The sequence below is a fragment of the Neisseria sp. Ec49-e6-T10 genome, assembly GCF_051132615.1.
In the GTDB taxonomy this organism is placed as follows: Bacteria; Pseudomonadota; Gammaproteobacteria; order Burkholderiales; family Neisseriaceae.
In genome coordinates, this window is the sequence record NZ_CP152375.1 from 482616 (window position 1) to 494638 (window position 12023).

The following is a 12023-nucleotide window of genomic DNA, read 5'->3' on the forward strand; positions in this document are numbered from 1 at the left end:
ACAATAACAAAAAATACTGTAGCTAAATTGCTGGATAATCGCCTACACCATCAGGCCAAGGGGTTAAAACCTCAAATCCTGTTTCTGTGACCACCACCATATGCTCCCATTGAGCAGAAAGAGAGCGATCTTTAGTCACCACTGTCCAACCATCAGGTAAATGTTTCACCTCTTTTTTACCCGCATTAATCATAGGTTCAATGGTAAACATCATCCCTTTTTCAAGTTTCAAGCCTTCATTTGGGCGACCATAATGTAAAACCTGAGGTTCATCATGATAAATTTGCCCGATACCATGACCACAATACTCGCGCACCACACTAAACCCTGCTTCATGAGCAACGGTTTGAATGGCATAACCAATATCACCTAATGTTGCACCAGGTTTCACTTGTAAGATACCAGCCCTCATCGCCTCATATGTAGTATAAACAAGCCGACGAGCAAGAATGCTCGGTTCGCCCACAAAATACATACGACTTGTATCGCCATACCAGCCATCTTTAATCAAGGCAACATCAATATTAACAATATCACCATCTTTTAATACTTTACTAGACGGAATACCATGACAAATAACATGGTTTACTGAAGCACAAATTGTGTGTTGAAAACCATGGTAACCAATATTGGCAGGAATGGCTTGTTGTACATTAACAATGTAGTCATGACATATTTGATCCAGCTCTTCCGTGCTGATGCCCGCTTTGACATGAGGCTTAATCATATTCAATACATCAGCAGCCAATTTACCTGCTATACGTGCATAAGCAATTTCTTCTTCTGTTTTAAGGGTAATTCCTGTACTCATCTGAACCTTTCTTGAACCTTAACTTCAGTTCACCAGAAATAATAAAAATAACAGGATGATTATTTTTATTATTTCTCCTATCTTTAAATTTATTTGAAAACACCATTATAAATTATGCAAAATACAAAACAAATCACTTTATGTATTTATTGCTGCACAAGCCAACCTAAAAAATCATGAAAACTATGATTTAAACTCAGATAAGGCACCTGAGCCAATTGGCTTTCATTATGTGCGCCTGTTGTTAAAGCGGCAGCATATGCCCCTGCATTATGCGCCATTTGTAAATCATAAGTTGTGTCTCCAACCATTAAAGCTTTATTTGGGGCAATGCTTAATTCATCACAAATTGAAAAAATCATTTCTGGGTTTGGTTTAGACGCACATTCAGTGACGGTTCTGGTGGTATCAAATAAAGTGCGTGTATTGCTTTTATCTAAAGCCGTATTTAAGCCTGTTCGCCCTTTACCTGTAGCAACAGCTAAAAAGAACCCCATTTGCTGTAATTGATTCAACCCATCAAAAACACCATCAAATAAAGGAATTTGGTCTTGTCCAAAATGCCTCTGATACGCAGCAATCAATTTTGGGTAATCATCAACAGTTGCCTCAGGACAAGCCACTTTAAACGCCTCAGTAATACTCAACCCAATAACATCCTGAGCAGCTTTATCAGAAGGGCTACGAAACCCTAATTCACGGCACGAAGCCTGAATCGCTTGAGTTATGGTACGGGTAGAATCCATCAATGTACCGTCCCAATCAAAAATAATCAGCTCAAAGCGTTTATTGTTCATTTTTCTTTAATGTCTCCAAAAAATCCAAAAGCTCCTGAGGTAAAGGCGCATGAAATACCACTTCTTCACCAGAAACAGGATGGGGTAAAGTTAACGAATGTGCATGTAAAAACATCCTTTTTAAACCCTGTTTTTCCAATTGCTTGTTGAGTTCAAAATCACCATATTTTTCATCATGCGCAATAGGGTGTCCTAATGCTTGCATATGTACCCTAATTTGATGGGTTCGTCCTGTTTTAAGAGTAATATTCAATAAAGTAAAATCATCAAAAGATGTCATCGGTTCAAACACAGTATGGGCATATTGACCTTTGTTCTGATCAACCTTAACAAATTTTTCACCTTGAGTATTTTGAAACTTAAATAATGGCAACTTGACATGTTTATCAGATGGATTCCACTGACCGACCCCTAAAGCTATATATTCCTTTTTAGGTGTATGTTGACGTAAATACTCATGTAATTTCACCAAAGTTGATCGCTTTTTTGCAATCATCAACAAACCTGAAGTTTCTCGATCCAGCCGATGCACCAACTCTAAATAACGTGCCTGTGGCCTATTTTTTCGTAATTGTTCAATCACCCCAAAATTGACACCACTGCCCCCATGTACTGCCACACCTGCAGGTTTATCAATCACCAGCAAAAAATCATCTTCATACACCACTGAAAATTGTCTATTGGGTATAAATTTTTGTGTATCGGTTTTGTGTGCAATTCGAATAGGCGGAATTCTGATTTCATCACCATTATTTAATCGATCTGTCACCTTCGCTCTTTTTTTATTTAGCCTGACTTCCCCAGAACGAATAATTCGATAAATATGGCTTTTAGGCACGCCTTTTAATACTCTGAATAAAAAATTATCCAGCCGCTGCCCTTCATCTTCAGAAGTAATTGATAAAAAATTCACTAAGTCTTTGCTAATTAGCGTCATCTTGCTTATAATCCTTGCACCTGTTTATCAGGTTTGAGTATGACTCAATAAAAACGCGCCAATAAATTTTAGTTGCGCATATTTTACGAGGGCTAAAGCCCTAAAAATAGAGATGTTATCGCATTTAAACATAAAGTGCACTCAAAGAGATTTTTTCACAGGCGAATATAAAGCCTATTGGCCTGTGTATTTGTAATTAAGTTTGACCCACTCAGCTTAAACTGGCCCGTCGTAAGACATTTATTAATGCAGCATCAAGGCATAAGATTAAGTTTGAGAAAAAAAGAAGATGGCTAAAAACCTTTATATATACGCTGCTTAACTTATTTAGCAATCAATCAAAATAAGTACCCTTGGCAGAATTGTTCTTTTTAAACAAATACTTCTTTAGGATAAAACGCCTTTAAAAACCGTAAATTTAAGGCCGCACATTTAGTGCGCTTTTTATAGAACCATAGCCAGAATTTTATCTGAGTATTTCTATAATTTTGCCTAAGCTAGGTAAATAAAGACGGTCAAATACTGATTACACTAACCTTGTGAGTGTGCAATAACGAGGTTATATAGCAAATGAAAAGAATGTTATTTAATGCCACTCAAGCTGAAGAGCTTAGAGTTGCCATTGTTGATGGTCAAAATCTTATTGATCTTGATATCGAAACCATCGGAAAAGAACAACGTAAAGGCAATATCTATAAAGGAACAATCACCCGTATTGAACCCTCATTAGAAGCATGTTTTGTTGACTACGGCACTGACCGTCATGGTTTTTTACCTTTCAAAGAAGTTTCTCGTACCTATTTCCAAGATTACACTGGCGGCAGAGCCAAAATTCAAGAAGTATTACATGAAGGCCTTGATGTTATTGTTCAGGTTGAAAAAGATGAACGTGGTAACAAAGGCGCCGCTCTGACCACTTTTGTAAGCTTAGCTGGACGCTACTTGGTATTAATGCCCAACAATCCTCGTGGAGGCGGTGTTTCACGCAGAATTGAAGGCAATGAGCGTCAAGAGCTAAAAGAAGCCATGGCACAATTGTCTGTCCCTCATGGTATGAGCCTAATCGCCCGTACAGCAGGTATTGGACGCAGCGTATCAGAATTAGACTGGGACTTTAACTACTTACTTCAATTATGGAATGCTATTGATGCGGCAGGTAAAGCCCGTCAAGCACCTGCCTTCTTACTAAAAGAAAGCAGCTTGGTTGTACGCGCATTGCGTGACTATTTCCAACCTGATATTGGTGAAATTTTAGTTGATACAGAAGAAGTCTTCGAAGATGCACGTGAATTCATTGCCAATGTAATGCCGGCAAACTTAAATAAAATTAAACTATATAAAGACCATACCCCTTTATTTAGCCGTTTCCAAATTGAACACCAAATTGAATCGGCTTTCTCTCGTAGCGTCAGCCTACCTTCTGGTGGCGCCATTGTGATTGACCACACCGAAGCGCTTGTTTCGGTTGATGTCAACTCTGCTCGCTCTACGCGTGGGGCAGATATTGAAGATACCGCTTTTAAAACCAATGTGGAAGCAGCCGAAGAAATTGCCCGTCAATTACGTTTACGTGACTTAGGTGGTTTGGTTGTCATCGATTTTATCGATATGGAACACCAAAAAAACCAACGCGAAGTGGAACAAACTTTACGTTCTGCTTTACGTTATGACCGCGCTCGTGTTCAAGTAGATAAACTTTCCCGTTTTGGTCTGTTAGAACTTTCACGCCAACGTCTACGCCCTTCATTAGGTGAAAGCAGCCATATCTCCTGCCCTCGTTGCCATGGCACAGGCTTTATTCGTGGTATTGAGTCTTCTGCTCTACATATTCTGCGTATTGTGCAAGAAGAAGCCATGAAAGAACATACGGCAGAAATTCATGCTCAAGTACCTGTCGAAGTCGCAACCTTCCTCTTAAATGAAAAACGTGCAGAAATTTTCAGTATGGAAGACCGTTTAGGCGTCAGCGTTGTTTTGATTCCAAACATTCATTTAGAAACACCGCACTATAACGTCAATCGTGTTCGTGCTGATGATGTAGATGAACATGCTGCCCCAAGCTATAAACGTGTTGAAAAACCAGAGGAAGAAGAAGCACAAAGCAAAGCAGCCGATAAAATTAAATCAGAGCAACAAGACGCAGCGATTAAAGGGGTGACACCAAGACAACCTGCCCCTATTGAACAAGCTCAAAGAACCTCCCTTTTTGGTGGCTTAGGTGCTTGGTTAAAAAACCTATTTGCAAGTGAAGAGCCCGTTCCTGAAAAAAAACCGGTTCCAAACAAAAATAACCGACGCAACAATCAAAATCGCAACAACAATCGCAGACCTAATCAGGCTGAAAACAAGACGCGTACCAACAATCAAACAGCCCCAAATAAAAGCAAAGCTGATGAAGTTGAAAAAGACGACACAAAAAATGTGCGCAACGAACCGCGTCAACGCAATAATAACCGCCAGACAAAAAACAATCGCATTAAAGAAAATATAGAAGCTGAAAACAAAGAAACAGCCAATAACCAAACCAATGCCATTGTTGCGGAGAATAAAAACGTTACAGAAAAAGAAACGGGTACAACTCAAAACCGTCGTCGCCGCAATAACCGTCGTGATCGCAAAGATGTGGTTAAAGACAATACGACTACAATGCAACATACCGAAAACGCAATTGAAACACCTATAAACTCGGCTACTGCACTACCACAAGAGGCAAAACCAGTTACAGGCATTTTAGCCAAAGCAGAAGTGATTCAAGAAGAACAACCAGTACAAGTTGCTGCTACTCCAAGTCAAAAAGCAGATAACCAAACTGTGGATATTCATAAAGCAGCAGACCTTGTTCGCGAAGCAGCCAATCGTGTGTTTGCTGTCAGAACAGCAGCTGTTGAGTCAATTCAAACCGTAACTGAAACAATAACTCAAACAGTTGCGCAACATGACGGTTCAAATGAATCGTTTACTGTGCATGAAGAAACCATTGTGATTGCTCAAACAGAAACTATTGTCATTGAACCTTCTAAACCATTTATATTTAATCCTGAATCAATTGATTTAGGTGAGTTAGTGTTGGTTCAAACGCGTCCAGAGTTGGCACAACAAGAACAAACTGAAACACAAATTGAATTAACAGGATTACGTCGAAAAGATTGTACTCAAATCGAACCAGAAGACGAAACCCCTATTCAATTGCAACAAGTGGAAACGCGTAAATAAACCAAATAAAACGACCTTATGGGCTTGACAAAGCATCGTTTAGCCCATAAAATTCGCCCTCATTCCCTGATAGCTCAGTCGGTAGAGCGACGGACTGTTAATCCGCAGGTCCCTGGTTCGAGCCCAGGTCGGGGAGCCAGATTTTAAAATAGAGCCTATATTTTATATAGGCTCTATTTTCTTTCTGTATATCTTTGCTTACTTCAAACCAAAAATAAAATATTTTCTATATATATAAATCAAATAAATAGATAAAAATCACATATTTTTTATCATTAATTTTTATTTTGGATACTGTCAAGTTAATGAGTACAGATTAAAGAAAGCTAAATCATGTTTGAGCTTTATCATCCTGAGGTCGCAACTTGAGTGATTTCCTCCCAAATTTTCAGCCGACGTGAGACTTGAACTCTGAAGGTTTTTGCTGATACCAAGTGGCGATCCAGTTTAAAAAAGTCATAGACCGTACCAAAGTTTGCTAGAAACGGTTGAACTTGTTTAATAGATTTGAATTTCCTCATTTTACCTTCTCTCAATCGGGTGGCCTGATGCGAATTTTCGGCTCGATTATTTTCCCCTTTATTTTTCGTATGGATGGCTGAAGGGAATAGCTCAGTAGAGGGCTTTATATAACTTTATATAGGAACCATTGATCACCATAGTGCCTAGCTTTTAGTTTCTTAGAAAATACCTTACCAAATTTCAAATACCAAAGGCGAATACTTTCATAAGTGATCAACTCATCCTTTTTCAGCTATCATTAGTTCAATATCTCTAAAAAAGCTAAGACTAAAACGATAATATAAGCACACACAATGGCTCATGATCACTGCTAAAAAACGATGGCAACGGTAAATATTTTGTGGTTTCATAACTGAATAATAAACTTCATACCATTAATTTGACAGTATCATAGCAGTTGATTGTTCCATATTTTATACATCCCCCCAAAAAATATTCGAGCGCATCTTACCATAAAACGCTCATTCATTTTGCATTGCTTTTTAGCATAAAAAAAGCTACCATGTTTCATCAATTTAAAATGCCTTAAATTTAAAGGACATATAGTGCGTTCATTATTTTTTTGTTTCTCTCTCTCTTTATTGCTCCTGACAGGCTGTAACAATAGGAATACACTTATGAATCAAAATGAAGTCAATAATGGAGAACGGACTTTACCGGTCTCTACTCAAGAAGCAGAAGAAAAACGTTTCCAACTGAATCCAAATCCTCAACAGCATTATCAAATGACCATTACCATCAAAAATGCTCCAGGTCCTTTGGATAAGTTTGAATCCTTTGCCCATTATGGTGTGCAAAACTGCTCCTATATTCTAGACAATACACCAGAGGCTTCGGGGCATCCAGATAAACATATTCCCCTCCAGTTTAAAAAAATTGCAGACAACAAGTATCAAGGTGATTTTTACGTAGATGCAATGAAAGATGAAGACTACTATGGGCAGGGTATCTGCAAATGGGAGTTCTGGGGAGTTGACGCGGCCTTTACTGCCACAGGATCTGATAAAGATACTCTGTTTGAGGCATCTATCACCGAAAAAGATTTACAAACTAAAAAAATTGAACTGAATCATTTGAAAGAAAAATATCCAACAATTGAAGATTTTGCTGGGGCATTAAGCCAAGGAAAGCTTAAAAAAGAACGATTCAAACCAGAAGAATACTTTACCTTTGATATTGAATTAGAGGAGTTAAAATAATGGCCATCACGCAACAACAATATGCTGATCTAGCTGATTTCGCGTATAAAGAGCAAGCAAACTTCAATGTTCGTAGCAAATACATGATAAATGGCACAGAGTACAAAGTATTAGCGCACTCATCAGATAAAAAAACTGACTATCAAGGAACCATCTATCAAAGGGTAGATACTGGTGAAATCATTGTTGCCCATCGAGGCACTGAACCTTCTAAAAAAGGTGATGTGGCTGCCGATTATGAAATGGCCTCTAAATTTACCAACCCTCAAATTCCTCATGCTTTAAAATTAACTGAGTTAGCATTTAAATTCGCAAAAGATCACGAAAAAGAATTTGGTAAAGCTCCTGAAATAACCGTTACAGGTCATTCTCTAGGAGGTGCATTAGCACAAGTGTCTGCTTTTGAATATGGTTTAAAAGCCCAAACCTTTAATGCTTATGGTGCAGCAGGTTTAAAATATACGGATCTATATGGCAATAAAGAAACAGTCCCTTTTCAAAACAATGGTAAAGTGACCAATCATATGATGGCGGGTGATGTGGTTAGTGCGGCCAATAATCATTTTGGTAGAAATGTCATTTATGCTCGTCCTAAAGAAATTGAATCTTTAAAAAACCATTATTATGGTGATGGAAAGCCAGGTAATAATCAAATGTGGCGTGCCGCTAAAGATCTTATGGGCTCCAAACACAATGCACATAATATGCCTAATTTCACTAATGAAAAAGGCCCTTCTATTTTATCCAATCCTAAGGCAAAGGAATTGGCTCAAAAAGAAGCCGCTACCATTAATGAATACCGTAATGAGATTAAGGCCAATAGAGAGCCCATACTAAGAAATATAAAGGTTGCCGATAAAGTTTCAGATGCATTTTTTCCATCTAAATCGATCTTTAAAAAAATAATATCTGACAACATCGATCACTCACAAGAAAAATCAACCTTATATGCTCAAAAAGAAGGCAAAGGTGATTTAAACGATATTATGAATAATGATGTGAAGAGTATTTATGCCAAGTTAGAATCTAGCTTAGGCCCCCAACTGGCAGATAAAGGTGCAGGTAAATGGGCAGCACCAATGATTGCTGCAACCACTTATGCTTGTGTTGAAAAAGGTATGAGTGCGGATAAAATTACTCATATTGGTATTAACGAAAAAGAGAACGTCCTTTATGCTGTCTCAGCCAATAGACGTGACTTTGCCACTGTTGATGCGATTGAAGCCTCTAAAGTCAATCCTGAACAAACTTTATTGGCAGCCAATCAGCTGCATGATCAGTTGGGTATTGAGAATCAGCAAAAAGAGATGGACAGACAAATACAGATGAACCAACAACAGCATAGTGGCATGAAATTTGCCTGATTTATTTGAGATTCCTGATAAAAAAACCTCATTATTTAGATGAGATTTTTTGATGAATGATAAAAATTATTACGTTAATACAGACTATTTAATCAAATAACTCTAACCAGAAATTCTTTTTTTTTATGGTTTATGTGAATGATGCTGATGGGACGAGGTTGAGTTATTCTGCCTAACTGGCGTTTCTGCTTCCTCCTGAATTGATTTTTGAATAATCTTATCTAATTCTCCCCTATCAAGCCATACCCCTCTAAATTACGGACAATAATCAATTTCAATTCCTTTTCTCTCACTCATCGTTAAAGTGACATCTTTACAATTGAGGCAGAACATCCAATTCTCCTTAATTTATTTCCTGATTATATATCCCAAAAGGAGTTATCTGTTTATAAACCTTATGAAGGCTATCACTATGAATTAATGCGAGTGAACTCACTTTTATTATGTCGTTATGATGGATACAAATACAGTGTACCTTGTCATTTGGTTGGTAAAATTATTGCCTTACAGGCAACTGCTACTCAAATAAAGATCCTCTTTAATCATGAATGTGTGGCTATTCATCAACGTAGCTACATGAAAGGCCAAACAACCTATCATCCTATCCACTATTTATCTGCCTTAAAGCAAAAACCTGGCGCATTGAGAAATGGTGAACCGTTCCTTCGCTGGAATTTACCTGAACCAGTCAAACAAATTCAACAACATCTATTAAAGCAACCTAAAGGTGATCGCGCTATGGTGCAGTTATTAACCTTAATTGCAGATTATGGTGAAGAACTGGAGCTGACTGCTGCATCAATTGCATTAGAGGAAGGTCTACCAACAGTAGAAGCCGCACTCAATATCATTCATCGTTTGACAGAACCAGCCATCCCTAAATTTAACCTTCATGATATTCCTCTGTTAAACACACCAGAAGGTAATTGTGAACGTTATAACAGTTTATTAAAGGAAATAAATTATGCAAAAGCATGACTGTATAGAACTATTAAATCAATTAAAGCTTACAGCAATGGCCGAGTGTTGGGATGAAATCGTAACCGATAGTGTTGCTCGTAAACGTTCAACAATGGATATTTTAGGTAGACTGCTGACGGCAGAACAAACTTATCGACATACTCGTCGGATTGAATATCAGATCAACCAAGCCAGATTTCCTCAGCATAAATCATTGGCAGACTTTGATTTTAGCCAAAGTAGTTTACATCAACCAGCAATCGGGTTGTTGGATTGATTGTGAGTATATCAAGCAGAAACGAAATTTAATCTTTGTAGGAGGCCCTGGAACAGGTAAAACTCATTTAGCAACAGCACTAGGGATTAAAGCGGCTACGGATGGATTTAAAGTACGGTTCTGGAATGTATTGGATTTGGTTAATCGTTTAGAAATAGATAATGAAACAAAGCAACATAAGCTCACGCCACAAATAACTAAACATAATCTGATTATTTTAGATGAGTTAGGCTATCTTCCCTTTAGTCAGAAAGGAGGTGCTTTATTATTTCCATTTAATCAGCCAATTACATGAACACACCAGTATTATCATTACAACTAATTTAGCTTTCTCTGAATGGGTTAAGTTATTTGCAGATGAAAAAATGACCGCTGCTTTGCTTGATCGTTTGATCCATCACAGTGCTATTTTTGAAATGTGTAATGAATCATTTAGGTTTAAAAATCGTTCCTAAAGTGGCACACTTTTCAACCATAACTGTGGCTCAATTTTGCACTATATTTGACAGCATGATCAAAAAACAAAAGTAAACAAAAAAATAAGCCACTCAAAAATAGTGGCTTATTATTGACTTATAGTTCATAAAAAATGATCTTTAGCCAGCAAAAAAATGAGCTATTGGTATACCAGACCAATCAATGCTGTCCAATAAATTTTTAATAATCAAGCCAAGCTCAGTATCACCTTCTATTTGTAGTTTTCGATTAAAAAACAAGGTATCAGGGTCTTCTTCTCGTAACATCATTCGAGCAAAATCAGCAGTATTGGCACTAAAACGTAAATCTGGTTCGGTAACTTTACTCGTCACAAAAAAGCGCTCTTCATTGGCGCCAAAACTCAACGTTAACCCCGCATCTAATACATTGATCTCGAATGAGCGATCTGCCAACAAAGACATATCAGCAGGTAATATCCCCTTTTTCAAGAGCTGATTTAATATCATCACTAAAACATATTGAGGCGGAGTTGCTGGCAATAAAGAGCCAGCCTTAGCAACTATTTTCGGCAATACAAAATCAGGAACGCGCATAAGAAGCCTCTCCTATAGATGAAATGCCTGCCATACCTTTCCAATAACCATCGACCAAGGTATGATGAGACAAAGAGTGTAATTGTTCTAAAATATTTTCTCTATTAATCAGCCCATTTATATAATCAAAATGCAGTTGAATAATGTCAGACATATGTTCTAATTGTGGTGACAACCTAAGCATTTCCACACCCATATCTTTCATTTGTTGACTGTAAAACAGCAAACACTGGCAACCAGCGGACATGGTTTGAATGCCATTAATGGTTAAAAATGCCTGCTCTTCTCTGGTATAAACAGTCAATGCATCAGGATGCGCCAAGCATTTAAACTGGCAATCATCTTTTTTCAAGTTATAGTGACGCGCAGTAAAACAACGAGCAGAAAAAGCCAGTGGCAAAAGCCCCCATGCAAAAACTTCACATGAAACAGGCACAGAAGACAAGGCCATTAATTCAGACAGTTTTTGTGCGGTCATTTCAACTGGAGGAACCCAACGTATTGCACCTAGAGAATGAAATAAAGCCAAGGTTTCTTCATTGTAGATATTCAATGTTTGTCCAGCAATAAAAGGCATACCTTTGTCTTTTGCCAGTTTAACGGCGCCTATATCATTCGCTTCAATTTTAAAAGTATCTTGCTCTACTAACTTTCTGAGCCGTTTTAAATCAGATTCACTTTCCAATAATACTTGTGTGGACAGAACAATTTCTTTACCAGAGCTGGCCAGATCCTTTGCCAAATCAATCCAATCATTAAAACGCATTTCCTGACGGCGTGAACAAACAACCTCACCTAAATAAATGGTATGCACCGCCGTTTGTGCCATTTGCTCATAAAAATCCAATATCGTTTGTTTAGGCCAAAAAAACAAAACGGGTCCAAGAGAAAGCTTTAATTGTGTGTTCATCG

Annotated in this window: 12 protein-coding genes, 1 tRNA gene and 2 pseudogenes; 8 read left to right on the plus strand and 7 right to left on the minus strand. The window is 37.8% G+C overall.

Features of this window, described 5'->3' with window-relative positions; translation table 11 throughout:
- Nucleotides 1-22: 22 nt before the first annotated feature.
- The 3 genes from map to AADH04_RS02370 form a co-directional block, all read right to left on the minus strand.
- A complete protein-coding gene (gene map, locus AADH04_RS02360) occupies nucleotides 23-811 on the minus strand; it encodes a type I methionyl aminopeptidase (RefSeq protein WP_434778655.1) in 789 nt (262 codons plus the stop codon).
- 146 nt (nucleotides 812-957) lie between these two features.
- The gene (locus AADH04_RS02365) at nucleotides 958-1608 is read right to left on the minus strand and encodes an HAD-IA family hydrolase (RefSeq protein WP_434778656.1); all 651 of its coding nucleotides are present in this window, start codon (nucleotides 1606-1608) and stop codon (nucleotides 958-960) included.
- The gene (locus AADH04_RS02370) at nucleotides 1598-2545 is read right to left on the minus strand and encodes an RluA family pseudouridine synthase (RefSeq protein ID WP_434778657.1); all 948 of its coding nucleotides are present in this window, start codon (nucleotides 2543-2545) and stop codon (nucleotides 1598-1600) included. Before AADH04_RS02370 ends, AADH04_RS02365 begins: the two co-directional genes overlap by 11 nt.
- Before the next feature lie 570 nt (nucleotides 2546-3115).
- Here AADH04_RS02370 and AADH04_RS02375 point away from each other — a divergent pair.
- Both AADH04_RS02375 and AADH04_RS02380 read left to right on the plus strand, forming a co-directional pair.
- Entirely contained in the window at nucleotides 3116-5758 is a 2643-nt protein-coding gene (locus AADH04_RS02375) for an Rne/Rng family ribonuclease (protein WP_434778658.1), read from the plus strand.
- Between the two features lie 63 nt (nucleotides 5759-5821).
- Nucleotides 5822-5897, plus strand: a tRNA-Asn gene (locus tag AADH04_RS02380).
- A gap of 208 nt (nucleotides 5898-6105) precedes the next feature.
- Here the strand turns inward: AADH04_RS02380 and AADH04_RS02385 are convergent.
- A complete protein-coding gene (locus AADH04_RS02385; RefSeq protein ID WP_434779781.1) occupies nucleotides 6106-6387 on the minus strand; it encodes a DDE-type integrase/transposase/recombinase in 282 nt (93 codons plus the stop codon).
- Between the two features lie 510 nt (nucleotides 6388-6897).
- Here AADH04_RS02385 and AADH04_RS02390 point away from each other — a divergent pair.
- Nucleotides 6898-7479: a hypothetical protein gene (locus AADH04_RS02390; RefSeq protein WP_434778659.1), complete on the plus strand. Its 582-nt coding sequence runs from the start codon at nucleotides 6898-6900 to the stop codon at nucleotides 7477-7479.
- Nucleotides 7479-8843, plus strand: coding sequence for a lipase family protein (locus AADH04_RS02395; protein WP_434778660.1), 1365 nt, complete (start codon nucleotides 7479-7481; stop codon nucleotides 8841-8843). Before AADH04_RS02390 ends, AADH04_RS02395 begins: the two co-directional genes overlap by 1 nt.
- A gap of 123 nt (nucleotides 8844-8966) precedes the next feature.
- Here the strand turns inward: AADH04_RS02395 and AADH04_RS02400 are convergent.
- Nucleotides 8967-9074: pseudogene (locus tag AADH04_RS02400) on the minus strand (hypothetical protein); the annotation flags it as partial.
- A 153-nt stretch (nucleotides 9075-9227) separates the two neighbouring features.
- Here AADH04_RS02400 and AADH04_RS02405 point away from each other — a divergent pair.
- The 4 genes and pseudogenes from AADH04_RS02405 to AADH04_RS02420 form a co-directional block, all read left to right on the plus strand.
- Nucleotides 9228-9821, plus strand: a pseudogene (locus tag AADH04_RS02405) (Mu transposase domain-containing protein); the annotation flags it as partial.
- Nucleotides 9808-10080: an ATP-binding protein gene (locus AADH04_RS02410; protein WP_434778661.1), complete on the plus strand. Its 273-nt coding sequence runs from the start codon at nucleotides 9808-9810 to the stop codon at nucleotides 10078-10080. The pseudogene AADH04_RS02405 and the gene AADH04_RS02410, both read left to right, overlap by 14 nt.
- Nucleotides 10028-10375: an ATP-binding protein gene (locus AADH04_RS02415; RefSeq protein ID WP_434778662.1), complete on the plus strand. Its 348-nt coding sequence runs from the start codon at nucleotides 10028-10030 to the stop codon at nucleotides 10373-10375. Before AADH04_RS02410 ends, AADH04_RS02415 begins: the two co-directional genes overlap by 53 nt.
- Nucleotides 10338-10535 (plus strand): ATP-binding protein, encoded by a 198-nt coding sequence (locus AADH04_RS02420; protein ID WP_434778663.1) that lies wholly within the window; start codon nucleotides 10338-10340, stop codon nucleotides 10533-10535. Before AADH04_RS02415 ends, AADH04_RS02420 begins: the two co-directional genes overlap by 38 nt.
- Before the next feature lie 141 nt (nucleotides 10536-10676).
- Here the strand turns inward: AADH04_RS02420 and ubiT are convergent, their stop codons facing one another.
- On the minus strand, nucleotides 10677-11111 hold the full coding sequence (gene ubiT, locus AADH04_RS02425) for a ubiquinone anaerobic biosynthesis accessory factor UbiT (protein ID WP_434778664.1): 435 nt from the start codon (nucleotides 11109-11111) through the stop codon (nucleotides 10677-10679).
- A complete protein-coding gene (locus AADH04_RS02430) occupies nucleotides 11098-12021 on the minus strand; it encodes a U32 family peptidase (protein ID WP_434778665.1) in 924 nt (307 codons plus the stop codon). The genes ubiT and AADH04_RS02430 overlap by 14 nt, the downstream gene beginning before the upstream one ends.
- Nucleotides 12022-12023: the final 2 nt, after the last annotated feature.